We start from the raw sequence: 25763 nt of genomic DNA on the forward strand, positions 1-25763 counted from the left end.
TTACTTACGCTCCCTTCTTGGCCGGGGCCTTGATGGCCGGACGCACGACGATGTCGGCGCCAGCGTGGCCGGGGACAGCGCCCTTGACCAGCAGCAGGCCGCGCTCCACGTCAACGCGAACGACGTCGAGGTTTTGAACGGTGCGGGTGACGTCACCCAGGTGACCTGCCATGCGCTTACCGGGGAAAATGCGGCCCGGATCTTGAGCTTGGCCGATCGAGCCCGGAACGCGGTGCGAACGGGAGTTACCGTGCGACGCGCGCTGCGAACCGAAGTTGTGACGCTTGATGGTACCGGCGAAGCCTTTACCAATGGTGGTGCCCGTGACGTCGACCTGTTGGCCGGCTTCGAACACCGATTCCACGGCGATCACGGCACCGGCCGCAAATTCAGCGGCGCGAGCGGGATCAAGGCGGAATTCTTTCAGGATGCTGCCGGCTTCAGTGCCGGCTTTGGCGTAGTGGCCCGTTTGCGGCTGAGCCACACGCGAGGCACGACGAGTGCCATAAGCCACTTGGATCGCGGCGTAGCCGTCGGTTTCCAGCGACTTAACTTGGGTCACGCGGTTGTTCGACACGTCCAGCACGGTCACCGGGATGGATTCACCTTCCTCGGTAAAAATGCGGGTCATGCCGACCTTGCGACCCACCAGCCCCAGCCGGTGAGCGGCGGGCGTGGGTGTCGAATTCGACATCGTATTCTCCATTCCCGACTGCGATTGGTCGGGGCTAATCAGGCAAAAGGTAACGGCCTTTGCCCTACGACTTATGTTCAACCTGGCTGAACCTTTGCACCCCGGGTCTTTTCAAAAGCGCCCTAGGGCACCTTGAAAACACTGGGGTAACTCAGGCTTTCGCCATAGTTAGACTCGCCACAAAATGGCAAGCTTCGCATATTAGCATGTTTTTTTCAGGCAGCACAAGCACTTAGCGTGAAATGCACCCAGTCCTGCCGCCTGGGCACCAGGCTGTCGCAGAAAAACAAATGGCCGCAATCCCGAAGGAGTGCGGCCATTCTTGCGAGTCCACTGGCGAAGGTAGCGGACCCGATACGCCTTACTGCAGCGCGATTTCGACGTCGACGCCGGCCGGCAGGTCCAGACGCATCAGGGCGTCAACGGTCTTGTCGGTGGGATCAACGATGTCCATCAGGCGCTGATGGGTACGGATTTCGAACTGGTCACGCGACGTCTTGTTGACGTGCGGCGAACGCAGCACGTCGTAACGGCGGATACGCGTGGGCAGCGGCACCGGGCCGCGGACAACGGCGCCCGTGCGCTTGGCGGTGTCGACGATTTCAGCGGCCGATTGATCGATCAGCTTGTAATCGAAGGCTTTCAAGCGGATACGGATCTTTTGGTTTTTCATGGCGTTTCCTAAAGAACGAGACGCGAGAGCGGCGAGCGCTCTCGCTGGTTGTGTGCTGCTTAAGAGATCCGAATTACTTCAGGATCTTGGCGACGACGCCGGCGCCGACGGTACGACCGCCTTCACGGATGGCGAAACGCAGACCTTCTTCCATGGCGATCGGGGCCAGCAGCTTGACGGTCATCGTCACGTTGTCGCCCGGCAGAACCATTTCCTTGTCGGCCGGCAGGTCGATCGTGCCCGTCACGTCCGTCGTGCGGAAGTAGAACTGGGGACGATAGCCGTTGAAGAACGGGGTGTGGCGGCCGCCTTCTTCCTTGGACAGGATGTACACCTCGGACGTGAAGTCCGTGTGCGGGGTGATCGAGCCCGGCTTGGCCAGAACTTGGCCACGCTGGACGTCTTCACGCTTGGTGCCGCGCAGCAGGATGCCCACGTTGTCGCCGGCTTGACCTTGGTCCAGCAGCTTGCGGAACATTTCCACGCCGGTGCAGGTCGTCTTGACCGTCGGAACGATACCGACGATTTCGATTTCTTCACCAACCTTGATGATGCCGCGTTCGATACGGCCGGTCACCACCGTGCCGCGACCCGAGATCGAGAACACGTCTTCAACCGGCATCAGGAACGCGCCGTCAACGGCACGCTCAGGCGTCGGGATGTACGTGTCCAGGGCTTGGGCCAGCGACAGGATCGCTTGCTCGCCCAGTTCGCCCTTGTCGCCTTCCAGCGCCAGCTTGGCCGAACCCTTGACGATCGGGGTGTCATCACCCGGGAAGTCGTACTTGGACAGCAGTTCGCGAACTTCCATTTCCACCAGCTCGAGCAGCTCGGCGTCGTCAACCATGTCAGCCTTGTTCAGGAAGACGATGATGTACGGCACGCCAACCTGGCGGCTCAGCAGGATGTGTTCACGCGTTTGCGGCATCGGACCGTCAGCGGCCGACACGACCAGGATCGCGCCGTCCATCTGGGCGGCGCCCGTGATCATGTTCTTGACGTAGTCGGCGTGGCCCGGGCAGTCAACGTGCGCATAGTGACGCGCTTCCGTTTCGTACTCGACGTGTGCCGTGTTGATCGTGATACCGCGAGCCTTTTCTTCAGGAGCTGCATCGATCTGGTCGTAGCCCTTGGCTTCGCCGCCAAACTTGCTCGACAGAACGGTCGTGATCGCCGCCGTCAACGTCGTTTTGCCGTGGTCAACGTGACCAATCGTACCCACGTTCACGTGCGGCTTGGTACGTTCAAACTTGCCTTTTGCCATGATCTCTATCCTTTAACTTTCAAGGAAACTTGGATTTCTGCCGGGACTGCCCGGATGGACAGCCCCGACAAGGGTTATTTACTTGGCCCGAGCGGCGATGACTTCGTCAGCGACGTTCTTGGGGGCCTCGGAGTAATGCTTGAATTCCATCGTGTACGTGGCACGACCTTGCGTCAGCGAACGCAGGTTCGTGGCGTAACCGAACATCTCGGCCAGGGGAACTTCAGCCTTGATGGTCTTGCCGCCGCCAACCATGTCGTCCATGCCCTGGACCATGCCGCGACGCGAGGACAGATCGCCCATCACGGTACCAGCGTAGTCTTCAGGCGTTTCGACTTCAACGGCCATCATCGGTTCCAGCAGCACGGGGCTGGCCTTGCGCAGACCTTCCTTGAATGCCATGGAGCCGGCCATCTTGAACGCGTTTTCGTTCGAGTCCACATCGTGGTACGAACCGAAGAACAGCGTGACCTTGACGTCGACGATCGGGTAGCCAGCCAGCACGCCCGAAGGCAGCGTTTCCTGGATGCCCTTGTCCACCGCGGGGATGTATTCGCGAGGAACCACACCGCCCTTGATGGCGTCCACGAATTCGTAGCCACCGCCAGGAGCCAACGGCTCGACCTTCAGAACCACGTGACCGTACTGACCACGACCGCCCGACTGCTTGACGAACTTGCCTTCAACTTCGTCGCAGGTCTTGCGGATGGTTTCACGGTAAGCCACCTGGGGCTTGCCGACGTTCGCTTCCACGCCGAATTCGCGCTTCATGCGGTCGACCAGAATTTCCAGGTGCAGCTCGCCCATGCCGGAAATGATGGTTTGGCCGGATTCTTCGTCGCTGCGCACGCGGAACGACGGATCTTCCTGAGCCAGACGCGACAGCGCCAGGCCCATCTTTTCCTGGTCAGCCTTCGACTTGGGTTCGACAGCCTGCGAAATCACGGGCTCCGGGAACACCATGCGTTCGAGCAGGATGTGGGAGTCGATGTCGCACAGCGTTTCGCCGGTGGTCACGTCTTTCAGACCCACCACGGCGGCGATGTCGCCTGCCAACACTTCCTTGATTTCTTCGCGGTTGTTCGCGTGCATCTGCAGAATGCGACCGATACGTTCCTTCTTGCCCTTGATGGGGTTGTAGACCGTATCGCCCGACTTCAGGACGCCCGAGTAAACGCGCACGAAGGTCAGCTGACCCACGAACGGATCGCTCATCAGCTTGAATGCCAGGGCCGAGAACTTCTCGCCGTCGTCAGCGTTACGCTGCACGGGATTGCCGTCGTCGTCCATGCCGTCGACCGGGGGAATGTCCACGGGCGAAGGCAGGTAGTCGATGACCGCGTCCAGCATGCGCTGCACGCCCTTGTTCTTGAAGGCGGTGCCGCACAGCATCGGCTGGATTTCGCCAGCGATGGTGCGTTGACGGATGGCCAGGTTGATTTCGGCTTCGTCCAAGGAACCCGTTTCCAGGTACTTGTTCATCAGCTCTTCCGACGACTCGGCGGCGGCTTCAACCAGCTTTTCACGCCATTCGTTCGCGGCGCCTTCCAGCTCGGCCGGAATGTCCTTGTAGTCGAACTTGGTGCCTTGGCTGGCTTCGTCCCAGATGATGGCCTTCATCTTGACCAGATCGACCACGCCTTGGAACGTGTCTTCGGCGCCGATGGGGATCACGATGGGCACGGGGTTCGCGCGCAGACGCGTCTTCAGCTGGTCATAGACCTTGAAGAAGTTCGCGCCGGTGCGGTCCATCTTGTTGACGAACGCCAGACGCGGCACGCCGTACTTGTTGGCTTGACGCCACACGGTTTCGGACTGGGGCTGAACACCGCCCACCGCGCAGTAGACCATGCAGGCACCGTCCAGGACGCGCATGGAACGCTCCACCTCGATGGTGAAGTCCACGTGGCCCGGGGTGTCGATGATGTTGATGCGGTGCTCGGGGTAGTTGCCGGCCATGCCACGCCAAAACGCCGTCGTAGCTGCCGACGTAATGGTGATGCCACGCTCTTGCTCTTGCTCCATCCAGTCCATGGTGGCTGCGCCATCATGCACTTCGCCAATCTTGTGATTGACGCCGGTGTAGAACAGGATACGTTCGGTCGTGGTGGTTTTCCCTGCATCGATGTGCGCAGAGATACCAATGTTGCGATAGCGCTCGATCGGGGTTTTGCGGGCCATGGTGGATTAGTCCTTAAATTACCAGCGGAAATGGCTGAAGGCCTTGTTGGCCTCTGCCATCTTGTGCGTGTCTTCGCGCTTCTTCATCGCGGCGCCACGACCTTCGGAGGCGTCGATCAGTTCGCCAGCAAGACGCAGATCCATCGACTTCTCGCCACGCTTCTTGGCGGCTTCACGGAGCCAACGCATAGCCAGGGCCAGGCGGCGCACGGGGCGCACTTCAACCGGCACTTGGTAGTTGGCACCGCCAACGCGGCGGCTCTTCACTTCGACGATCGGCTTGATGTTGTTGATCGCCAGGCTGAAAACTTCGATCGGCTCTTTGCCGGTCTTGGTTTGCACTTGCTCGAGGGCACCGTAGACGATGCGCTCGGCGACGGCCTTCTTGCCGTCCAGCATGACGACGTTCATGAACTTGGCGAGCTCGACGCTGCCGAACTTGGGATCGGGCAGGATCTCGCGCTTGGGTACTTCGCGACGACGGGGCATTGTTGCTTCCTTGTGTCTGTTCAGTTGAACCGTGTTTCATTACACGGCCATGGCCGCCCAATAGGACGACCCCTTACGTGCCGCGCACCTTCCCATACTCCGGACGGCGCGGTTGCACTTCCCTGATGGCGGACAGCCGCCACACGGGGGTACTGCTGACTCGTTATTAAGCCTTCTTCGGGCGCTTGGCGCCGTACTTCGAGCGGGCTTGCTTACGATCCTTGACGCCTTGCAGGTCGAGGGAACCGCGCACGATGTGATAACGCACACCGGGCAAGTCCTTCACACGACCGCCACGCACCAGAACCACCGAGTGCTCTTGCAGGTTGTGGCCTTCACCGCCGATGTACGAAATGACTTCGTAACCGTTGGTCAGACGCACTTTGGCAACCTTACGCAGAGCGGAGTTCGGCTTCTTGGGGGTGGTGGTGTACACGCGAGTGCACACGCCGCGGCGTTGCGGGCAGTTTTCGAGCGCGGGGCTCTTGCTTTTGATGATGCTGACTTCGCGCGGCTTGCGCACGAGTTGGCTAATGGTAGGCATGACCTTTGAAATCCCTTTTACGTACCACTGGTAAGTACTTACGTACTCGTCTCCTCAAGCAAAGCACTTTCGGAGAAGGCAGTTCGCGCAAAACCGCCTCAAACGTTCGTATACGTAAAAGAGCGGGCTTGCCAACAAACCATGACAAACGCACAAACTTGATACCGTCAAATGGCAGCGTGGGTTGACGGGGGCTCGTGACGCACCCCTTTGGCCTTGGGCCGTCAAGCTCAGCGGCGCCATGCACGGGGTGCATGGCAGGCATTGCTTGGAATTGGCCGGACCTGTCTTCCTGGCGCCTTGATACGCCAGTCGGTGGTATCAAACTTTGCGCGCGAATAAAGCAGTAAGCCCTTTAGCATAGCTTAGAACTGGGCGCACTGTCAAAATCTTTTGTAAGCACCGTGCGCAAGCGCGTTGCCGGCAAAAGACGACGTGTTAGGCGCAGGTCGGACCCAGGTCGACAAAAATGGGGCCAAATTATCGCGGCAGAAGGCGATGCCCCTGGGCCATGATGCCGCCCCAGGTTGCCGGCAGGCCGCAATGGCCGCGGCGGACGCGAATGTTGGGCCGGATCGCGGGGAGCCGGTAGTCCGGTGGGCAGTGTACCCCCGCGCCAGGCAGCGCGGGCGGTTATTGGTCGGCGAACAGGTAGCCGCTGCCGTAGACCGTGCGGATCGGCAACATTACGCCTGCCAGCTCCGCTTTGCGGCGCAGACGGCTGACGATCACGTCGATGCTGCGCGATCCGCTGGCGCGTGCGCCCCCGCCCTCCACCCGCAGTTCATCGCCGAGTTCGTTGCGTCCGACCGCCCTGCCCGCCACTTCCAGCAGCGACCGCACGATCAGGCGTTCATTGGCCGACAACGAAATGGTGGCGCCCGAAGGCGCAGCCAGCGTCCAGCCCTGGTCGCGCAGCTCCCATTGCCCCGCTACGGGCTCTTCGACGGCGGAGTTGTCCTTGCCGGCCGGCAGGCGACGCGCCAGGGCCAGCAGGATGCAGGCCAGCTCGCGAGGGTCCTGCGGCGGCGGCAGGCAGGCATCGGCGCCGCTCTGCAGGCAGCGCAGGCGGGTATCCAGGGACAGATTGCTGCCCATCACCACGATTCCCAGCGAGGAAGACCCGTGCAGGCGGGCAACCAAGGCGTAACCCACCTCGCCCAGCGTTCCCACGTTCAGGACGACGGCGTCATAGGCGCCATTGCTGAGCAGGCCAAACAGTTCCAGGGACGTCGAGCAGCCACGGGCCGAAATCCCGGCTTGAAGCAGTGCGGACACAGCGGTGTTACGTGCAGCCTCGTCCGGCGACATCATCAGTACGCGCAATTGATTCATATGTTCTTTCCATCCCTTCGTCCCCCAGTTCCCGGCCGACCGCGCCGGGTGACTGGACGGTCAGGACAGTTTGGCCCGTTGTTGTGCAACAACTCCAGTCAAGATTCGTTAACTTTGCAATGTTTGACAGTTCTTGGCACAACGTAGCCAAGAGTGACGCCGCGCGAGTTATCATTCCATTACACAAATCCTTTCCCCTCTTGCAGTAGGGCGCCACAGGGCGCGCTTGCGCAGCCAACCTTCGCGAGACCACGTCTGATGAAAATCGCGTCGCTGGAAGACGACCTGGACCAGGCAAGACGCATCCAGCAAGTCCTGACTGCCGCCGGATACACCTGCTCCAGCTATCAACAAAGCCGCGACCTGCTTGCCGCGTTGCGCAACGAGACGTTCGATCTGGTGCTGCTGGACTGGCACCTGCCTGATATCGACGGCGATGATGTGGTGCGCTGGCTGCGTGCCAACATCGGCCCGCGCGTGCCGGTCATCTTCCTGACCAACCGGTCCAGCGAAGACGATCTGGTCGAGGGCTTGCGGGCGGGTGCCGACGACTACATCGTCAAGCCGCTGCGACCGCTCGAACTGCTGGCGCGGGTCGCCGCCCTGCTGCGTCGCAGCCAGATTGCCGAACCCGCCAACGAGGCGTTCGACGTCGCCAACTATCGCATCGAGCCCGCCGCTCGCACGATTTCGCTCAATGGCTCGTCGGTCGCGCTGGCGCCCAAGGAATTCGAACTTGCGCTGCTGTTCTTCCGCAACCTTGGCCGCCTCATGTCGCGCGACGTGTTGGCAGAGTGCGTCTGGAACCGCGAAATCCCCGCGACCTCGCGCACGCTGGACACGCACCTGTCCAATATCCGGCAAAAGCTGCAGCTACGTCCGGAACATGGTGTGCGACTGAGCTCGTCGTATGCGCTGGGCTACCGGCTGGAATTGATCGGCCCGTCCGAAGACAGTCCGCCCCCCGCGCCGTAGCGCCTGGCGGGTATTACCTGGAGATTTGAAAGTCATGAGCCGCTGCCGCGCGCTTTCTTTGCTTGCCCTGCTTTCCGGCCTGCTGCTCGCCACTTCCTCGCATAGCCAACCTGCCGGCGCGTTGGGCGAGAACTTCATCTACCGAGTGCGCCAAGGCGACACGCTGATCAACATCGCATCGACCTACACACGCAACCAGGCCAACTGGAGTCCGTTGCAGACGCTCAACAGCGTCACCACACCGGAACGCCTGCCCATCGGTCTGGAGCTGCGCATTCCGTTGTCGATGATTCCGGAGCGGGCTGCCGATGCGCGAGTCGTGCACGTCAGTGGCCAGGCCAACCTGAACGGGCAGGCGCTCAAGCCTGGCACCAACGTGGCTGAAGGCAGCAAGGTGGTCACTGCACCCAATGGCTTCGTGACGTTGGAACTGGCCGACGGTTCCAAATTGACGCTGCCGGCGGATGGCGCCGTGGAGCTCACGCGCCTGCGCCAATTCGAAGGCACCGACCTGACGGATTCCGTCATCCATGTCGAACGCGGCAGTGTCGAATCCACGGTCGCGCCGTCCGGACAGGGCGTGGGCCGTTTCGAAATCCGCACGCCCGTTGCCGTCACCGGCGTGCGCGGCACGCGATTCCGCGTGCAAAGCAGCAGCCAGGGCGTGCACAGCGAAGTGCTGGAGGGCAGCGTGCGGCTGCAACCGCATGCGCCTGGCGAGGCGCCGGCACGGCCCGTCGCGGTGGCAAAGGGCTTTGGCGCGGCCATCGGCGCGAACGGCCAGGTGTCCGGCGTGCGGCCGCTCCTGGCCGCGCCGCAGCTCGGTGCGCCTGTTCGAGCTGGAGGCGGCGCCTGGACGAGCGCCTTTGCCCCCGTGCCGGGCGCCCAGGGCTATCTGGTGCGCGTGTCACGCGATGCCGATGGCACGCAACCGGTCTCGTCCAGGCAGTTCGCCAATCCCGATATCCGCTTCAGCGCGCCGGGCCCCGGCACGTTCTACGTGTCGGTGCGCGCCATCGACGAGCTGGGCCTGGGCGGCGCAGATGCCACGGCCACCTTCACGGGCGTGAACCTGCTGATGACCAGCAGCGGCCTGGGCGTCGCCACCGGTAGCGGCGGAGTCGTGACGTTGACCGAGTACTAGGCCCATGGCGGACGCCACCGACCCCATCGACCGGACCTCGCGATCAGGGCTGTGGTTGACGGTGGTGCTGGCGCTGTTGGCTGCGTTACTGGGTTCGTTCAACGGCCTTGGCCGGGTTGACCAGATTCTCTATGATCGCGCCGTCGCGCTGACCGGCCGCGACATGTCGCCCGATATCGTGATCGTAGCGATCGACGACACCAGCATCGAGGCGCTTGGCCGCTGGCCCTGGCGCCGTGCCGTACACGCGGCGTTGCTGGATCGCCTGCAAGGTGCCCGCGCGGTCGGGCTGGACCTGATCTTCGCCGAGCCGGATACCGTCCACCCTGGCGACGACGCCATCCTGGCCGACAGCATCCGGCGCAACGGCCACACGGTGCTGCCTGTGGTGCTGGACCGGCTGGTCTACCCATCTTCCATCAGCACCCCCATTCCCATCCTGGCCCAGGCCGCGGCCGGAAGCGGCTTCATCAACGCCAGCATGGATGCCGACGGCGTATTGCGATCGGCGGTGCTGACCGTCGGGTTTGCCGGCGAACACTGGCGCCACTTTGCACTGAGCATGCTCGACGTTGGCGGACAGGCGGCCTTGGGCGAGAACCTGCTGCGACGCGCCCGGCCGGACGGCAGCATCCTGATCCCTTACGCGGGCCCCGCCGCCCACACGCAGGCGGTGTCCTATCTTTCCGTGTTGCGCGGGGACGTGCCGCCCGAGCAGTTGCGTGGCAAATACGTATTGGTGGGCGCATGGGCGACCGGCCTGGGCGATGCCTACACCACGCCGGTTTCGCACGAGGTCAGCGGCATGCCCGGCGTGGAAATCATCGCCAACCTCTTGCAAGCGGCCAACGACGACATCGCCTTTCAACCACCCGCCCCCTGGCTCAACGCCCTGTTTTCCGCCCTGCCCGTGCTGCTGGCCTGCCTGGCGCTGTGGCGGCTGTCGCCGAACCAGGCGCTGCTGGTCAACATCGCCCTGCTGGCCGTGGTGCTGATATCCAGCCTGCTGCTGCTGGGCCATAGCTACCTGTGGTTTGCACCGACTGCGGCGTTGGTGGGCGTGGCGCTGTGCTACCCCCTGTGGAGCTGGCGCAGCCAGGAGGCCGCCCTGCGCTATATGGACAACGAGCTGCGCCGGCTGCAGCGCGAATACCCGCCGGTGCTGAATGAAGCCCGAGCGCAGTTCAACAGCCCCTCCGCATCGCTGGAAAGCCGCGTCGGAGAACTGCGCCGAGCCCTGGCGCGCGTACGCAACCTGCGGCGCTTCCTGGCCGACGGCCTGGACGGCATGCCGGATGCAACGCTGGTGTTCGATCAGGAAGGCCGCATGCAATTTCGCAATCAGGCTGCGGTCATGTACTTCCAGCGCCTGGGCATGCGTCCGCCACGCGTCGGCCATCCCGCCACGCACCTGCTCGAGAAGGCCATCAGCGACGACTCGACACGCCAGCGCGTCGCGCAGGTGCTGAGCGGCCAGGGGCCGGCATCAGACCAGTCCCCCTGGAGCGCCGACCTGGAAGTGCGCGATCGCGCCGGCCGCGACCTGATCCTGAAATGCGCGCCGATCCATACCGCCGAGGGCAATTTCGCAGGCACGGTGGCCACGCTGACCGACATATCCGGCATTCGCCACGCCGAACGCCAGCGTGAGGAAACCCTGCGCTTCATTTCGCACGACATGCGTGCACCGCAAAGCTCGATCCTGGCGCTGGTCGAGATGAAGCAGGACGACGACTCGGCCTCCGATGAAGACGAAACCATGGCGCGCATCGCAGCGCTGGCAAACCGCACGCTGCATCTGGTCGACGACTTCGTCCACCTCACGCGGGCGGAGTCGATGGCCATCAACGCCGTCGAACTGGACCTGGGCGGTCTGCTGCAGGATGGCGTGGATGAGTTCTGGGCATCGGCGAAAAAGCGCGGCATTGAACTGGTCGTGCGCACACCGCTGCCGGCGGCGTATGTGCGCGGCGACCAGACGCTGCTGATGCGGGCGTTGTGCAACCTGATCGACAATGCCATCAAGTACAGCCCAGCCGGCACCCGCATCGAATGCGGCATCGACGCCGCGCCGGGCTATTGGCGGGCATCGGTACGCGACCACGGCCAAGGCATTGCCCCACAGGACCTGGCTCGGTTATTCGAACCGTTCTCCCGGGTCGGCGTCGATACCAAGACGGATGTGGGTGGCGCAGGCCTGGGCCTGGCATTTGTACGCACCGTGGCGCAACGCCACGGCGGCGAGGTCGAGGTCACCAGCGAACTGGGCGCAGGCTCGATATTTACGCTGCGGTTACCGATGGCGCCCGAAGAAGGCCGTACGAGCTAGCGGCGAACCCGGTAGCGTCCAGGACCGACTGCCGTGCTATTGGAAAACGTGCGAGATGACGGCAGGCTTGCCCGCCTTGACCTCAAGGGTTGCCCGATACGGCGGCAGATCAGCATTGCGCAGCACGACCTGGTACTTGCCGGGGATCAGCCGTACTTCCTTCACCGGCGGGCTGATGCCACGCGCGATGCCGTTGATCCAGACCTCGCCCCAGGGGCGGATATCCAGGCGCACCTGAACCGGCACGGGCTTCGGCTTGGGCGCGTCATCCTGGGCCGCTGCAGCCGGCGGCGCCAACTCGTGCGTGGGCGCGCCACCGCCCGGTCCCGGATCGGCGGGGCCCTGCGCGGGCGGCGTGCTCTCGGGCATCGCACCCGCAGGGCTGGGGGCCCCGGGCGTCGAGCCAGCGGGCCCTGACGGCGAAGGGCCGGATACAGCAGGGCCCGGGGTAACCGTTCCTGGCGCGGCCGCACCAGGAACGGTCGGCGCAGAAGCGAAGGGATCGGGACCCGGCGTGCCCGGATTGACTGTGCCCGACGCGGCTCCGCGATAGGCGGCCACCGGCAGATCCGGCGATAGCGTCGACCCGCCTGCTGCCGGCGCGGGCTGCACGGCGGGGGGATTGGGCGGCACCACCTCGGAACGGGTGATCAGGGCGTTGGTCGAACCCATGCCGGTATGCACCCAGGCGTAGATCCCCCCGCCCAGCAATGCAACCACCAAAAGCAACGCCAACAGCGGACGTCCCGCGCCGCGCGGCCGGGTGGCCGCCGCCACGACGGGTGCAGCTGGCGCCGCGGCCACTTCGGCCACCGAGGCCTCGTTGGCGGCCGGCGAGGTTTCGGCATAGGCCGAGATGTCCAGCATGGGGGCCAATTCAGCCAGGGTTTGCGGCCGGTCGGCGGGCAACATCGACAACCCCTGGTCGATCACACCCAAAAAGGCCGGGGTGTACTTGGCCAGGCCCAGCGATGCCAGTGGTTCGTAGTTGTCGGTGGCCCGGCGCTCGGGCGCCGGCGGCGGCCGCTGGCCGAGGACCAGGGCGTGCATGACGGCGCACAGCGCGTAAACGTCAGTCCAGGGGCCACGCGGCCACTCGGCCGAATCGGTGTAAAGCTCGAAGGGGGCGAATCCCGGTGCCGGCGTGACGCCCGCGCGGCGGGATCGCGGCACGGCCAGTTCGGGCAGCAAATGCGCACGGGCGCCTTCGTCCATGCCAACCGTGTCCACCGAAATGTCGCCGCATATTTCACCTTGCGCGTGCAGGCCCATCAGCGACGGCAGTAAATCCGACAGCAATCGCTTGATGCGCGCCTCCGGCACGCCGCCCGCCGCGCTGGCGGCGATGGCGCTCAAAGGGCGCAAGGCTAGCGGCGCAGCCCCGGAAAACGGGCTACGCGGCGTGTGCAGGCCGACGGATGAAGACATATTCAAAATACTGCGAAGACGGTCGCAAGAGGGGTTCTGGGCTGATAACCGGATATTATCCAATCCGTTACGCAAGGACATTGCCGAAAATGTCCGAGCGCATCAGGCTGTGGCACGATAGCGTATCGCCAAATTCCCTTGATTCGTTGAACGCCTATGAAAATTCGCCTCTTCGGCACCATGATTGGCTTATCTGCAGTCCTGGCGGGCTGCGCTGGCCTGCCTTCCGCCGCCCCTGAAAAGCCGCCCACCCCCGAAGCGCTGCAACAGTTGCAGGACGTCCGTGACCAGTACAGCGCCGGCCACTACGGCGAAGTCATCCGGCGGGTGGCCAAGTCCGACGAGCTGGCGGCATCCAGCAGGGCCGTGCGCATTGAAGCCTACAAGCTGCAGGCGTTCAGCTACTGCGTCAGCCGTTATTCCCAGCTTTGCGAAGACAGCTTCGCCCGCATCCTGCAATTGGACCCGGCTTTCGAACTGGCCCCCAACGAGGCCGGTCACCCCGCCTGGGGTCCGGCGTTCCAGCGCGCCAAGAGCCAATCAGCCAAGTAAGGTGCAACGCCCGTCTCCAGCCAAAAAAAAGGCCGCTGATTCGCATCAGCGGCCTTTTTGCTTCTGGCCTCCCCCGCCAGGACGGCGCGGGGGATTTTCCGGACGGGCCGATTACTCGGCGGCGTCGTCGCTGCCCACGTCGAGCGACGGGACATCGGCGTCCGAGCCCACCGTGACCGGCGAGTCTTCGAACGGGTTGGCCAGTTGGCGAGCGGCTTCGCGTTCCGCCGCCTCCAGCGCTTCCTTGTCGCGACGGGCGTGGTGGTACGCCAGGCCGGTACCCGCCGGGATCAGGCGGCCGACGATGACGTTTTCCTTCAGGCCACGCAGGTCGTCGCGCTTGCCCATGATGGCGGCTTCGGTCAGGACACGCGTGGTTTCCTGGAACGAAGCGGCCGAGATGAACGAGTCGGTCGACAGCGAGGCCTTCGTGATACCCAGCAGCACGTTGTCGTACGTCGCCGGACGCTTGTCTTCAGCGTTGACGCGGTCGTTCTCGTTCAGCAGCTCGGAGCGCTCGACTTGCTCGCCCGGGATGAACTCGGTGTCGCCCGCATCGACGATGTTCACACGGCGCAGCATCTGACGAACAATCACTTCGATGTGCTTGTCGTTGATCTTCACGCCCTGCAGACGGTAAACGTCCTGCACTTCGTCGACGATGTACGTCGCCAGCTTCTCGATGCCTTGCAGGCGCAGGATGTCGTGGGGATCGGCCGGGCCGTCCACGATCATTTCGCCCTTGTTCACCACCTGGCCGTCGTGCACCAGAACCTGCTTTTCCTTCGGAATCAGGAACTCGTGGCTCACGCCTTCCAGGTCGGTGATGACCAGACGCTGCTTGCCCTTGGTGTCCTTGCCGAACGAAACCGTACCGGTGACGTCGGCGAGCATGCCGGCATCCTTCGGCGAACGGGCTTCGAACAGTTCGGCCACACGCGGCAGACCGCCGGTAATGTCGCGGGTCTTTTGCGATTCTTGCGGAATACGCGCCAGAACTTCACCCACGGCAACCTGCTGGCCGTCACGCACGGTAATCAGCGCACCCACCGGGAACGAGATGTTCACCGAGTGATCGGTGCCGGCGATCTTGACGTCTTCGCCGTTCTCGTTGGCCAGCTTGATCTGCGGACGCATGACGATCTTGCCGCCACGGGTCTTGGGCGTGATGACGACGAGCGTCGACAGGCCGGTGACCTCGTCCACCTGCTTGGCAACGGTCACGCCTTCTTCGATGTTCTCGAAGCGCACGGCGCCACCGTATTCCGACACGATCGGACGGGTCAGCGGGTCCCACGTAGCCAGGCGAGCGCCGGCCTTCACGGCCTCGCCATCGCCCACCAGCACGGTCGCGCCGTACGGGATCTTGTGGCGTTCGCGTTCGCGGCCGTTGTCGTCGAAGATCGCCAGTTCGCCCGAGCGCGAAATCGCAACGCGTTCGCCCTTGGCGTTGGTGACGTAGCGCATCGTGCTGGCAAAGCCGACCACGCCGCTGGACTTGGTTTCCACCGCGCTGGCCAGGGCCGAACGCGATGCCGCGCCACCGATGTGGAACGTACGCATCGTGAGCTGCGTGCCCGGTTCACCGATGGACTGGGCGGCGATGACGCCCACCGCTTCGCCCTGGTTGACCGGCGAGCCGCGGCCGAGGTCGCGGCCGTAGCAGTGTGCGCACAGACCGTGACGCGTTTCGCACGTCAGCGGAGTGCGGACCTTGACTTCGTCCACGCCGATGCGGTCGATCATGTCGACCATGTCTTCGTCCAGCAGGGTGCCGGCGGTGATGGCCGTTTCCTGCGTGTCCGGGTTGACGATGTCCACGGCAGCCACGCGGCCCAGGATACGGTCGCGCAACGGCTCGATGACTTCGCCGCCTTCCACCAGGGCCTTCATGTTGTAGCCCTGCGACGTACCGCAATCGTCCTCGGTGATCACCAAGTCTTGCGTCACGTCGACCAGACGACGGGTCAGGTAGCCCGAGTTTGCGGTCTTCAGTGCCGTATCGGCCAGACCCTTACGCGCACCGTGAGTGGAGATGAAGTACTGGAGTACGTTCAGGCCTTCACGGAAGTTTGCGGTAATGGGCGTTTCGATAATGGAACCGTCCGGCTTGGCCATCAGGCCGCGCATACCGGCCAGCTGGCGGATCTGGGCGGCCGAACCGCGGGCGCCCGAGTCAGCCATCATGTAGATGGAGTTGAACGATTCCTGGCGCACTTCTTCGCCGTGACGGTTGATCACGGGCTCGGTGGCCAGTTGTTCCATCATCGCCTTGCCGACCTTGTCGCCAGCCTTGCCCCAGATGTCCACCACGTTGTTGTAGCGTTCCTGGGACGTGACCAGACCCGACGAGTACTGCTTGTCGATTTCCTTCACTTCACGGCTGGCTTCGGCCAGGATGCCTTCCTTGGCCGTCGGGATCAGCATGTCGCCCATGGCGATGGAGATACCGCCGCGCGTGGCCAGCTTGAAGCCGGACTGCATCAGCTTGTCAGCGAAGATCACCGTGTCGCGCAGGCCGCAACGGCGGAACGACTGGTTGATCAGGCGCGAGATTTCCTTCTTCTTCAGCGCCTTGTTCAGGACGGTGAAGGGCAGGCCCTTGGGCAGGATCTCGGACAGCAGCGCGCGGCCGACCGTCGTTTCGTGACGGCGGATGACCGGTTGCCATTCGCCTGCTTCGTCGCGCTCGTGCTCTTTCAGACGCACGGTGATGCGGGTTTGCAGTTCGACTTCGCCGTTGTCGTAGGCACGCTGCACTTCAGCGACGTCGGTGAAGAAAATGCCTTCGCCCTTGCCGTTGATGCGCTCGCGCGTCGTGTAGTACAGACCCAGCACGATATCCTGGGACGGCACGATCGACGGTTCGCCGTTAGCCGGGAACAGCACGTTGTTCGACGCCAGCATCAGCGTGCGCGCTTCGAGCTGGGCTTCCAGCGACAGCGGCACGTGAACGGCCATCTGGTCACCGTCGAAGTCGGCGTTGAACGCCGCGCAAACCAGCGGGTGCAGCTGGATGGCCTTGCCTTCGATCAGGACCGGTTCGAACGCCTGGATGCCCAAACGGTGCAGCGTGGGCGCACGGTTCAGCATGACCGGGTGTTCGCGGATGACTTCTTCCAGGATGTCCCAGACCACCGGTTCCTGGCTTTCCACCAGCTTCTTGGCAGCCTTGATGGTCGTGGCCAGGCCCATCATCTCCAGTCGATTGAAGATGAACGGCTTGAACAGTTCCAGGGCCATCAGCTTGGGCAGGCCGCACTGATGCAGCTTGAGCTGCGGGCCCACCACGATGACCGAACGGCCCGAGTAGTCGACGCGCTTGCCCAGCAGGTTCTGACGGAAACGACCGCTCTTGCCCTTGATCATGTCGGCCAGGGACTTGAGCTGGCGCTTGTTGGCGCCGGTCATGGCCTTGCCGCGGCGACCGTTGTCCAGCAGCGAGTCAACGGCTTCCTGCAGCATCCGCTTTTCGTTGCGCAGGATGATTTCCGGCGCCTTGAGCTCCAGCAGGCGCTTCAAGCGGTTGTTGCGGTTGATGACGCGGCGGTACAGGTCGTTCAGGTCGGAGGTCGCGAAGCGGCCGCCGTCCAGCGGCACCAGCGGACGCAGGTCCGGCGGCAGCACGGGCAGCACTTCCATGACCATCCACTCGGCCTTGATGCCCGACTTCTGGAAGCCTTCCAGCACCTTCAGGCGCTTGGAGATCTTCTTGATCTTGGCTTCCGAGCTGGTGGCCTTCAGTTCGCCGCGCAGCGTTTCCACTTCGCGGTCGATGTCGATGGTGCGCAGCAGTTCACGCACGGCTTCGGCGCCCATCAGGGCACGGAAGTCGTCGCCGTATTCTTCGGTCTTGGCGAGGAAATCGTCATCCGACATGATCTGGCCGCGCTTGAGCGGCGTCATGCCAGGTTCGATCACGCACCAGGCTTCGAAGTACAGCACGCGTTCGATGTCGCGCAGGGTCATGTCGAGCACCATGCCCAGACGCGACGGCAGGCTCTTCAGGAACCAGATGTGCGCGACGGGGCTGGCCAGCTCGATGTGGCCCATGCGTTCACGGCGAACCTTGGCAACGGTAACTTCAACGCCGCACTTTTCGCAGATCACGCCACGATGCTTCAGGCGCTTGTACTTGCCGCACAGGCACTCGTAGTCTTTGATCGGGCCAAAGATCTTGGAGCAGAACAGGCCGTCGCGCTCGGGCTTGAACGTGCGGTAGTTGATGGTCTCGGGCTTGCGAACTTCGCCGTAGGACCACGAACGGATCTTCTCGGGCGAGGCGATGCCGATCTTGATGGCATCGAATTGCTCGTCTTGCGAGACTTGCTTAAAGAGGTCGAGTAGCGCTTTCATTAGTTACGCTCCAAATCCATGTCCAGGGCCAACGAGCGGATTTCCTTGACCAGCACGTTGAACGATTCCGGCATGCCGGCGTCGATGACGTGGTCGCCCTTGACGATGTTTTCGTATACCTTGGTACGGCCGGTGATGTCGTCGGACTTCACCGTCAGCATTTCCTGCAGGGTGTAGGCGGCGCCGTAAGCTTCCAGCGCCCACACTTCCATTTCCCCGAAACGCTGGCCGCCGAACTGCGCCTTGCCGCCCAGCGGCTGCTGGGTAACGAGCGAGTACGGACCGGTCGAACGCGCGTGCATCTTGTCGTCGACCAAGTGGTGCAGCTTCAGGTAGTGCATGTAGCCGACGGTGACGGGACGCTCGAACTTCTCGCCGGTGCGGCCGTCGTACAGCCACGCTTGCGTACGCGAAGGCGTCAGTGCCATGCGCTTGGCGACGTCGTCCGGATAGGCCAGTTCCAGCATCGTGGTGATTTCCTCTTCGGTCGCGCCGTCGAAGACGGGCGTCGCGAACGGCACGCCGTTCTTGAGGTTCTGGGCCATTTCCATGACTTCTTCGTCGGTCAGCTCGTCGATGCGTGCACCCGTACCGGTCGTGTTGTAGACCTTGTCCAGGTAGGCGCGAACGTTCTTGACCTGCGCAGTGCGCTCGTCGCGCAGCAGATCGGCAATGCGGTGGCCCACGCCCTTGGCAGCCCAGCCCAAGTGCACTTCCAGCACCTGGCCGACGTTCATCCGCGAGGGCACGCCCAGCGGGTTCAGAACGATGTCGGCCGGCGTGCCGTCAGCCATGTGCGGCATGTCTTCCACCGGGGTGATGCGCGAGACCACACCCTTGTTACCGTGACGGCCTGCCATCTTGTCACCAGGCTGCAGACGACGCTTCACGGCCAGGTAGACCTTGATCATCTTCAGCACGCCCGGGGGCAGCTCGTCGCCTTGCGTCAGCTTCTTGCGCTTCTCTTCGAAGGCCAGATCGAACTGGTGACGCTTCTGCTCGAGCGATTCCTTGGCCTGTTCCAGCACCACGGCATGCGGCTCGTCGGCCAGGCGGATGTCGAACCACTGCCAGCGGTCCAGATCAGCCAGGTAAGCCTTGGTGATCGTGGCGCCCTTGGCCAGCTTGCGCGGGCCGCCGTTGACGGTCTTGTTGACCAGCATCTTTTCGATACGGTCGAACTGGTCGTTTTCAACGATGCGCAGCTGGTCGTTCAGGTCCTGGCGATAGCGGCGCAGTTCATCGTCGATGATGGACTGGGCGCGCTTGTCGCGCACGATGCCTTCGCGCGTGAACACTTGCACGTCGATCACGGTGCCGGTCATGCCCGAAGGCACGCGCAGCGAGGTGTCCTTAACGTCGGACGCCTTTTCACCGAAAATGGCGCGCAGCAGCTTTTCTTCCGGCGTCAGCTGGGTTTCGCCCTTGGGCGTGACCTTGCCGACCAGCACGTCGTCGGCGCTGACTTCGGCGCCGATGTACGTGATGCCCGAATCGTCCAGGCGGTTCAGTTGCGTCTCAGCCAGGTTGCTGATGTCGCGCGTGATTTCCTCAGGACCGAGCTTCGTGTCGCGAGCCACGACCGTCAGTTCCTCGATGTGCACCGAGGTGTAGCGATCGTCGGCAACAACCTTTTCGGAGATCAGGATCGAGTCTTCGAAGTTGTAGCCGTTCCAGGGCATGAACGCGATCAGCATGTTCTGACCCAGGGCGAGTTCGCCCAGGTCGGTCGATGCGCCGTCGGCCAGCACGTCACCCTTGGCGACCTTGTCGCCACGCTTGACGATAGGACGCTGGTTGATGTTCGTGTTCTGGTTGGAACGCGTGTACTTGATCAGGTTGTAGATATCGACACCGACTTCGCCGGCGACGTTTTCTTCGTCGTTCACGCGGATAACCACGCGTTCGGCGTCGACGTGATCGACCAGGCCGCCACGCAGCGCCTGCACGGTGGTGCCCGAGTCAACGGCCACGGTGCGCTCGATACCCGTACCCACGACCGGCTTTTCCGGGCGCAGGCAAGGCACGGCCTGACGTTGCATGTTGGCGCCCATCAGTGCGCGGTTCGCGTCGTCGTGCTCCAGGAACGGAATCAGCGAGGCAGCAACCGACACGATCTGCGACGGGGCAACGTCCATGTAGTGCACGTTGGCCGGGGCGGTCAGCATGGTTTCGCCAGCCTCACGGCAAGCGACCAGGTCGTCCACGAACTTGCCTTCTTCGTCGAGCGCGGCGTTAGCCTGCGCAATGACATAGTGGCTTTCTTCGATGGCCGACAGGTAATCGATCTGTTCGCTGACGCGACCGTCGATGATCTTGCGATAAGGCGTTTCCAGGAAGCCGTACTCGTTCAAGCGAGCGTACAGCGCCATGGAGTTGATCAGGCCGATGTTCGGGCCTTCCGGCGTTTCGATCGGGCACACGCGGCCGTAGTGGGTCGGGTGCACGTCGCGGACTTCGAAGCCGGCGCGCTCGCGGGTCAGGCCGCCCGGGCCCAGTGCGGAAACACGACGCTTGTGCGTGATTTCCGACAGCGGGTTGGTCTGGTCCATGAACTGCGACAGCTGGCTCGAACCGAAGAACTCCTTGATGGCAGCCGAGATCGGCTTGGAGTTGATCAGGTCGTGCGGCATCAGGTTTTCGGTCTCGGCCTGGCCCAGACGTTCCTTGACGGCGCGTTCGACACGCACGAGGCCGGCGCGGAACTGGTTTTCGGCCAGTTCGCCCACGCAACGCACGCGACGGTTGCCCAAGTGATCGATGTCATCGATCTGGCCACGACCGTTACGCAGCTCGACCAGCACCTTGATGGTTTCAAGGATGTCTTCGTTGGTCAGCGTCATCGGGCCGGTGATGTCTTCACCACGGCCCAGACGGCTGTTGACCTTCATGCGGCCGACGCGCGACAGATCGTACGTTTCTTCGCTGTAGAACAGACGCTGGAACAGCGCTTCCACGGCTTCTTCGGTGGGCGGTTCGCCAGGACGCATCATGCGGTAGATGGCAACGCGCGCGGCCATCTGGTCGGCGGTTTCATCGGTGCGCAGCGTTTGCGAGATGTACGGGCCGCGGTCCAGATCGTTCGTGTAGAGCGTCTGGATGTCGTGCACGTTGGCGGCGCGCAGGGCGCCCAGCACGCTTTCCGTGATCTCGTCGTTGGCGTTGGCGATGACTTCGCCGGTGTCCGCATCAACGATGTTCTTGGCCAGCACGCGGCCGTACAGGAAGTCTTCCGGCACGGAGATGCGCTGGATGCCACCGGCAGCCAGGTCGCGCAGATGCTTGGCGTTGATGCGCTTGTCTTTTTCGACAATCACCTTGCCCGAGCGGTCAGCGATGTCGAAACGGGCCATTTCGCCCTTCCAGCGCTCAGCCACGAATTCCATCATGGCGCCTTCGCTCTTCAATTCGAAGTTGTCGAAATCGAAGAAGTTGGCCAGGATGGATTCCGGCGTCATGCCGATGGCCTTGCACAGGATCGTGACAGGCATCTTGCGACGACGGTCGACACGGAAGAACAGGACGTCCTTGGGGTCGAATTCGAAGTCCAGCCACGAGCCGCGGTAAGGAATCACGCGGGCCGAGAACAGGAGCTTGCCCGAGCTGTGCGTCTTGCCGCGGTCGTGTTCGAAGAACACGCCCGGCGAGCGGTGCAGCTGGGACACGATGACACGCTCGGTGCCATTGATGACGAACGAACCGGTGCCGGTCATGAGCGGAATTTCGCCCATGTAGACTTCCTGTTCCTTCACTTCCTTGACGGTGGGCTTGCTGACTTCGCGGTCAAGCAGCACCAGGCGGACCTTGGCTCGCAGGGGCGAGGCATAGGTCAAACCACGTTGCTGACATTCCTTGACATCGAACACCGGTTCGCCGAGCACATAGCTCACGAACTCCAAGCGCGCCATACCGTTGTGACTAACGATCGGGAAAATCGACGAAAACGCCGCCTGCAAACCGTCGGCTACGCGATCGGACGGGGCGGTATCCGCCTGCAGGAAAGTTAGGTAGGATTGAAGCTGTGTCGCCAACAGGAAGGGAACGTTTTGAACGTCTTCACGCTTGGCGAAGCTTTTGCGGATGCGCTTTTTTTCGGTGTACGAGTAAGGCATGAGCACTCCGACTCGAGGTTGCATGGGCCGTCAACCACGGCCCCAGGTGATACGACTCCAGGAAACCCCTCTGAAAGGGCATGACCCCAGCAGGGGTTTCCTGGAAACGCAAAAGCCCGGGGACTGCAAACTGCGCTGTCCCCGGGCAAATTGACGCAGGTCTTACTTGACTTCGACCTTGGCGCCAGCTTCTTCCAGCTTCTTCTTGGCGGCTTCGGCGTCAGCCTTGGCCACAGCTTCCTTGACGGGCTTCGGAGCGCCGTCGACCAGGTCCTTGGCTTCCTTCAGACCCAGACCGGTCAGCTCGCGCACGGCCTTGATGACGCTAACCTTGTTGGCGCCAGCTTCGGTCAGAACGACGGTGAACTCGGTTTGCTCTTCAGCAGCGGCGGCAGCGCCACCAGCAGCGGGAGCAGCGACAGCGACAGCGGCGGCAGCAGCCGACACGCCGAACTTCTCTTCCATTTCCTTGATCAGCTCGGACAGCTCGAGCACGGTCATGCCAGCGATGGCGTCAAGGATTTCAGCTTTGTTAAGTGCCATTTTTCAGAACTCCAAAAATTTTGGTAATGCCAGGGTTTGGGTGTCGCTCGGTCGTTCAGCGAATTCCGTGAAGGTGGGCGATTAAGCCGCTGCCTTCTGGTCGCGCACGGCGGCGAGGCCACGGGCGAACTTGGTCGGAACTTCGTTGAGCGTACGCACGAATTGCGCGATGGGGGCTTGCATGGTGCCCAGCAGTTTCGACAGCAACTCTTCGCGCGAGGGCATGGTGGCCAGGGCCTTCACACCTTCTTGGTTCAGCAGGCTGTTGGGCAGAGCGCCCGCCTTGATGACCAGCTTGTCGTTGCTTTTCGCGAAACCTGCGAGGACCTTGGCCGCCGTAACCGGATCAGCGCTGATGCCATAGATCAGCGGACCGGTCAGTTGCTCAGCCAACGGCTCGAAAGCCGTGCCGGCAACAGCACGACGGGCCAGCGAGTTCTTCAGAACACGCAGATACACGCCCGATTCACGCGCAGTTTTGCGCAGTACGGTGACAGAGGCGACGTCCAGACCACGGTACTCGGCGATAACAATCGATTGTGCCTTGGCCACTTCGGCCGAGACTTCCTCGATTACCACCGCTTTCTCTTGACGATTGAGACTCACGGTTTGAACACTCCATCAAAAGACGCTTGGGGCCTGAGCCTTGCGCGTCAACCGAATGCGGCGCCTGGTCGAGTTCTTCGGGTAAAGAAATCTTCCTGGGGACGCCGTCTACGCTGGATCCGAACTTTGCGAGCTTCGGGATTAAGCGGGGCAGCGGGGGAACTGCTTCCAGTGGAAGGAGAACCTTCGCACCGCCCTGCTCCAGCGGTCTTTGACAGCAACATCCGGAGGAATCCGGATGCAGCCCAAAGTACGTTTACTGCTGTTGGCTTAGTTGGAAGCCGACAGCGAGGCAATTTCCACGCGTGCACCGCCGCCCATCGTGGACGAAACGGCCAGCTTGCGCAGGTAAATGCCCTTGGACGCGGCGGGACGAGCCTTTTGCAGGGCGTCGACCAGAGCGGCCAGGTTGGTTTGCAGCTGTTCCACGCCGAACGACGCACGGCCGATCGTTGCGTGGATGATGCCGGCCTTGTCGGTACGGTACTGAACCTGACCGGCCTTGGCGTTCTTGACAGCGGTGGCGACATCGGGCGTCACGGTGCCGACCTTCGGGTTCGGCATCAGGCCACGGGGACCCAGGATCTGGCCCAGGGCACCCACGACACGCATCGTGTCGGGCGAGGCGATGACGACGTCGAAGTCCATCTGACCGGCCTTGATCGCGTCTGCCAGGTCATCCAGACCGACGATGTCGGCGCCGGCGGCCTTGGCGGCTTCAGCCTTGTCGCCTTGGGCGAACACGGCCACGCGGACCGACTTGCCGGTACCGGCGGGCAGCACGACCGAGCCGCGGACCAGTTGGTCCGACTTCTTCGGGTCGATGCCGAGCTGCACGGCCACGTCAATGGATTCATTGAACTTGGCGACAGCGGTTTCCTTGACCAGGGTCAGGGCTTCAGCGACCGGGTACAGCTTGGTGCGGTCGATCTTTTGTGCAATGGCGGCGGCGCGCTTGGACAGTTTTGCCATGATTAGATCCCCTCAACCGTGATGCCCATGCTGCGGGCGCTGCCAGCGATCGTGCGGACGGCGGCGTCCAGATCAGCGGCGGTCAGATCGGGGCCCTTGGCCTTGGCGATTTCTTCAGCCTGGGCGCGGGTCAGCGTGCCGACCTTGTCGGTATGCGGCTTGGACGAACCCTTTTGCACACCGGCGGCCTTCTTGATGAGGACCGTCGCGGGCGGGGTCTTCATGATGAAGGTGAAGCTCTTGTCGGCGAAAGCGGTGATCACCACCGGAATCGGCAGACCAGGCTCCATGCCTTGGGTCTTGGCGTTGAACGCCTTGCAGAATTCCATGATGTTCAGGCCACGCTGACCCAGGGCCGGGCCAATCGGGGGGGAGGGGTTAGCCTTACCAGCCGGTACTTGCAGCTTGATAAAGCCGACGATCTTTTTCGCCATGCTTTGCTCCTTGCGGGTTATATCGCCCTAGCGCAAAGGCCAGGGCTCCCCGGGGTTTGAAATCAGGTCTTTTCGACCTGGCTGAAATCGAGTTCGACGGGCGTGGCACGACCGAAAATCGTGACCGACACGCGAACCTTGCTCTTTTCGTAGTTGACTTCTTCGACGTTGCCGTTGAAGTCCGCAAACGGACCTTCCTTGACCCGAACCATCTCGCCCACTTCGAACAGGATCTTGGGGCGGGGTTTCTCGACACCCTCTTCCATCTGGGAGAGGATCTTTTCGACTTCCTTTTCGGAAATCGGGGTCGGACGATTGCCCGAGCCACCCAAAAAGCCGGTGACTCGGTTGGTGTTCTTGACCAAGTGCCACGTTTCGTCGGTCAGGTCCATTTCAACCAGGACGTAACCGGGGAAAATACGGCGCTCGGTGATCGACTTCTGGCCACCCTTGACCTCGACGACTTCCTCGGAGGGCACAAGAATGCGGCCAAAAGACGTTTGCAGGCCCGCGCGCTCGATGCGCTCGTTCAGGGCCTTGTGTACGCTTTTTTCCATGCCGGAGTACACATGGACGACATACCAACGCTTACTCATTCGCCGTCCTTATTTCCAGCCCAACAGCAGGCCGTAGAGAATCCATTCGATGCCCTTGTCGAGCACCCACATGAAAATGCCCATGATCGCCACGAATGCAAAAACGATGCCCGTCATCTGGGTCGTTTCCTTGCGGGTGGGCCACGAGACACGCTTGACTTCGTTGTAGGACTCGCTGGCGAAGCTCAGGGTGCGGCGGCCGGGTTCGCTGAACCAGGCGATCACAGCTGCGATCACGAGGCCGCCGACGAACACGCCGACACGTGCAGGCATCGGTTGCGCGCTAAGCACGGAAAACCCGACGATGCCAGCAATAACGACAAGAACCGCCAGCCCGAGCTTCACCCGGTCGGCGGTACTGGTTACAGTTTCTACGCTGGTATTAGACATATTGCGACGCGAGCCGCCGTGAATGCGTAACTCGCGATGATCTCCCGCGGGTTTATCCTGGCGGTGGCAGGGGCAGTAGGAATCGAACCTACAACCTTCGGTTTTGGAGACCGACGCTCTGCCAATTGAGCTATGCCCCTAAAACA

The 25763-nt window shown here is 62.6% G+C and carries 20 protein-coding genes and 1 tRNA gene; 4 read left to right on the plus strand and 17 right to left on the minus strand.

What is annotated here, in order from left to right:
* Nucleotides 1–4 precede the first annotated feature (4 nt).
* From rplC to ACUDP5_RS29095, 7 genes are all read right to left on the minus strand, one after another.
* A complete protein-coding gene (gene rplC, locus ACUDP5_RS29065) occupies nt 5–694 on the minus strand; it encodes a 50S ribosomal protein L3 (protein WP_175192355.1) in 690 nt (229 codons plus the stop codon).
* A 361-nt stretch (nt 695–1055) separates the two neighbouring features.
* Nucleotides 1056–1367 carry a 30S ribosomal protein S10 gene (gene rpsJ / locus ACUDP5_RS29070; RefSeq protein ID WP_003806903.1) on the minus strand — a complete coding sequence of 104 codons (312 nt, stop codon included), beginning with the start codon at nt 1365–1367 and terminating at the stop codon, nt 1056–1058.
* 73 nt (nt 1368–1440) lie between these two features.
* A complete protein-coding gene (tuf, locus tag ACUDP5_RS29075; RefSeq protein ID WP_175192346.1) occupies nt 1441–2631 on the minus strand; it encodes an elongation factor Tu in 1191 nt (396 codons plus the stop codon).
* A gap of 78 nt (nt 2632–2709) precedes the next feature.
* Nucleotides 2710–4812, minus strand: a complete 2103-nt coding sequence (gene fusA / locus ACUDP5_RS29080) for an elongation factor G (protein WP_263913070.1) — start codon at nt 4810–4812, stop codon at nt 2710–2712.
* 18 nt (nt 4813–4830) lie between these two features.
* Nucleotides 4831–5301, minus strand: a complete 471-nt coding sequence (gene rpsG / locus ACUDP5_RS29085) for a 30S ribosomal protein S7 (RefSeq protein WP_006216561.1) — start codon at nt 5299–5301, stop codon at nt 4831–4833.
* 166 nt (nt 5302–5467) lie between these two features.
* A complete protein-coding gene (rpsL, locus tag ACUDP5_RS29090) occupies nt 5468–5845 on the minus strand; it encodes a 30S ribosomal protein S12 (RefSeq protein ID WP_005017264.1) in 378 nt (125 codons plus the stop codon).
* Nucleotides 5846–6478: 633 nt separating this feature from the next.
* Nucleotides 6479–7180 carry a response regulator transcription factor gene (locus ACUDP5_RS29095; RefSeq protein WP_263913071.1) on the minus strand — a complete coding sequence of 234 codons (702 nt, stop codon included), beginning with the start codon at nt 7178–7180 and terminating at the stop codon, nt 6479–6481.
* 258 nt (nt 7181–7438) lie between these two features.
* On the opposite strand from ACUDP5_RS29095, the gene ACUDP5_RS29100 reads away from it, so the two are divergent.
* The 3 genes from ACUDP5_RS29100 to ACUDP5_RS29110 are packed head-to-tail and all read left to right on the plus strand — an operon-like array spanning nt 7439 to nt 11628.
* Nucleotides 7439–8155, plus strand: a complete 717-nt coding sequence (locus ACUDP5_RS29100) for a response regulator transcription factor (RefSeq protein WP_263913072.1) — start codon at nt 7439–7441, stop codon at nt 8153–8155.
* 34 nt (nt 8156–8189) lie between these two features.
* Complete coding sequence (locus ACUDP5_RS29105) at nt 8190–9299, plus strand: FecR domain-containing protein (RefSeq protein WP_263913073.1); 1110 nt, start codon at nt 8190–8192, stop codon at nt 9297–9299.
* Nucleotides 9300–9303: 4 nt separating this feature from the next.
* The gene (locus tag ACUDP5_RS29110; RefSeq protein WP_445657862.1) at nt 9304–11628 is read left to right on the plus strand and encodes a CHASE2 domain-containing protein; all 2325 of its coding nucleotides are present in this window, start codon (nt 9304–9306) and stop codon (nt 11626–11628) included.
* Between the two features lie 36 nt (nt 11629–11664).
* On the opposite strand, the gene ACUDP5_RS29115 is transcribed toward ACUDP5_RS29110, so the two are convergent.
* Nucleotides 11665–13056, minus strand: coding sequence for a serine/threonine protein kinase (locus tag ACUDP5_RS29115; RefSeq protein WP_445659227.1), 1392 nt, complete (start codon nt 13054–13056; stop codon nt 11665–11667).
* Nucleotides 13057–13212: 156 nt separating this feature from the next.
* Between ACUDP5_RS29115 and ACUDP5_RS29120 the strand changes: the two genes are divergently transcribed.
* Entirely contained in the window at nt 13213–13608 is a 396-nt protein-coding gene (locus ACUDP5_RS29120; RefSeq protein ID WP_263913076.1) for a TssQ family T6SS-associated lipoprotein, read from the plus strand.
* Nucleotides 13609–13719: 111 nt separating this feature from the next.
* Here ACUDP5_RS29120 and rpoC read toward each other — a convergent pair whose 3' ends face one another.
* From rpoC to ACUDP5_RS29165, 9 genes are all read right to left on the minus strand, one after another.
* Complete coding sequence (rpoC, locus tag ACUDP5_RS29125; protein WP_263913077.1) at nt 13720–17964, minus strand: DNA-directed RNA polymerase subunit beta'; 4245 nt, start codon at nt 17962–17964, stop codon at nt 13720–13722.
* Nucleotides 17964–22076, minus strand: coding sequence for a DNA-directed RNA polymerase subunit beta (gene rpoB, locus ACUDP5_RS29130; protein WP_263913078.1), 4113 nt, complete (start codon nt 22074–22076; stop codon nt 17964–17966). The genes rpoC and rpoB overlap by 1 nt, the downstream gene beginning before the upstream one ends.
* Before the next feature lie 162 nt (nt 22077–22238).
* A complete protein-coding gene (gene rplL / locus ACUDP5_RS29135) occupies nt 22239–22619 on the minus strand; it encodes a 50S ribosomal protein L7/L12 (RefSeq protein ID WP_013397031.1) in 381 nt (126 codons plus the stop codon).
* Between the two features lie 81 nt (nt 22620–22700).
* Nucleotides 22701–23225, minus strand: coding sequence for a 50S ribosomal protein L10 (rplJ, locus tag ACUDP5_RS29140; protein WP_006389589.1), 525 nt, complete (start codon nt 23223–23225; stop codon nt 22701–22703).
* Between the two features lie 270 nt (nt 23226–23495).
* On the minus strand, nt 23496–24197 hold the full coding sequence (gene rplA / locus ACUDP5_RS29145; protein ID WP_025141328.1) for a 50S ribosomal protein L1: 702 nt from the start codon (nt 24195–24197) through the stop codon (nt 23496–23498).
* Nucleotides 24198–24199: 2 nt separating this feature from the next.
* Nucleotides 24200–24631: a 50S ribosomal protein L11 gene (gene rplK / locus ACUDP5_RS29150; protein WP_006389587.1), complete on the minus strand. Its 432-nt coding sequence runs from the start codon at nt 24629–24631 to the stop codon at nt 24200–24202.
* Between the two features lie 62 nt (nt 24632–24693).
* Complete coding sequence (gene nusG / locus ACUDP5_RS29155) at nt 24694–25227, minus strand: transcription termination/antitermination protein NusG (RefSeq protein ID WP_006389586.1); 534 nt, start codon at nt 25225–25227, stop codon at nt 24694–24696.
* A gap of 9 nt (nt 25228–25236) precedes the next feature.
* The gene (secE, locus tag ACUDP5_RS29160) at nt 25237–25617 is read right to left on the minus strand and encodes a preprotein translocase subunit SecE (RefSeq protein WP_175192347.1); all 381 of its coding nucleotides are present in this window, start codon (nt 25615–25617) and stop codon (nt 25237–25239) included.
* A 64-nt stretch (nt 25618–25681) separates the two neighbouring features.
* Nucleotides 25682–25757, minus strand: a tRNA-Trp gene (locus tag ACUDP5_RS29165).
* Nucleotides 25758–25763: the final 6 nt, after the last annotated feature.

This window comes from Achromobacter sp. NCFB-sbj8-Ac1-l, from assembly GCF_052695805.1.

Bases quoted from the DNA above. Each gene is read 5' to 3' on its own strand.
- rplK (WP_006389587.1), bottom strand. From the start codon at position 24,631: ATGGCGAAAAAGATCGTCGGCTTTATCAAGCTGCAAGTACCGGCTGGT.
- rpoB (WP_263913078.1), bottom strand. From the start codon at position 22,076: ATGCCTTACTCGTACACCGAAAAAAAGCGCATCCGCAAAAGCTTCGCC.
- rpsL (WP_005017264.1), bottom strand. From the start codon at position 5,845: ATGCCTACCATTAGCCAACTCGTGCGCAAGCCGCGCGAAGTCAGCATC.
- secE (WP_175192347.1), bottom strand. From the start codon at position 25,617: ATGTCTAATACCAGCGTAGAAACTGTAACCAGTACCGCCGACCGGGTG.
- tuf (WP_175192346.1), bottom strand. From the start codon at position 2,631: ATGGCAAAAGGCAAGTTTGAACGTACCAAGCCGCACGTGAACGTGGGT.
- rplA (WP_025141328.1), bottom strand. From the start codon at position 24,197: ATGGCAAAACTGTCCAAGCGCGCCGCCGCCATTGCACAAAAGATCGAC.
- ACUDP5_RS29105 (WP_263913073.1), top strand. From the start codon at position 8,190: ATGAGCCGCTGCCGCGCGCTTTCTTTGCTTGCCCTGCTTTCCGGCCTG.
- rplC (WP_175192355.1), bottom strand. From the start codon at position 694: ATGTCGAATTCGACACCCACGCCCGCCGCTCACCGGCTGGGGCTGGTG.
- rpsG (WP_006216561.1), bottom strand. From the start codon at position 5,301: ATGCCCCGTCGTCGCGAAGTACCCAAGCGCGAGATCCTGCCCGATCCC.
- rplL (WP_013397031.1), bottom strand. From the start codon at position 22,619: ATGGCACTTAACAAAGCTGAAATCCTTGACGCCATCGCTGGCATGACC.
- nusG (WP_006389586.1), bottom strand. From the start codon at position 25,227: ATGAGTAAGCGTTGGTATGTCGTCCATGTGTACTCCGGCATGGAAAAA.
- ACUDP5_RS29120 (WP_263913076.1), top strand. From the start codon at position 13,213: ATGAAAATTCGCCTCTTCGGCACCATGATTGGCTTATCTGCAGTCCTG.
- ACUDP5_RS29100 (WP_263913072.1), top strand. From the start codon at position 7,439: ATGAAAATCGCGTCGCTGGAAGACGACCTGGACCAGGCAAGACGCATC.
- fusA (WP_263913070.1), bottom strand. From the start codon at position 4,812: ATGGCCCGCAAAACCCCGATCGAGCGCTATCGCAACATTGGTATCTCT.
- rpoC (WP_263913077.1), bottom strand. From the start codon at position 17,964: ATGAAAGCGCTACTCGACCTCTTTAAGCAAGTCTCGCAAGACGAGCAA.
- ACUDP5_RS29110 (WP_445657862.1), top strand. From the start codon at position 9,304: ATGGCGGACGCCACCGACCCCATCGACCGGACCTCGCGATCAGGGCTG.
- ACUDP5_RS29115 (WP_445659227.1), bottom strand. From the start codon at position 13,056: ATGTCTTCATCCGTCGGCCTGCACACGCCGCGTAGCCCGTTTTCCGGG.
- rpsJ (WP_003806903.1), bottom strand. From the start codon at position 1,367: ATGAAAAACCAAAAGATCCGTATCCGCTTGAAAGCCTTCGATTACAAG.
- ACUDP5_RS29095 (WP_263913071.1), bottom strand. From the start codon at position 7,180: ATGAATCAATTGCGCGTACTGATGATGTCGCCGGACGAGGCTGCACGT.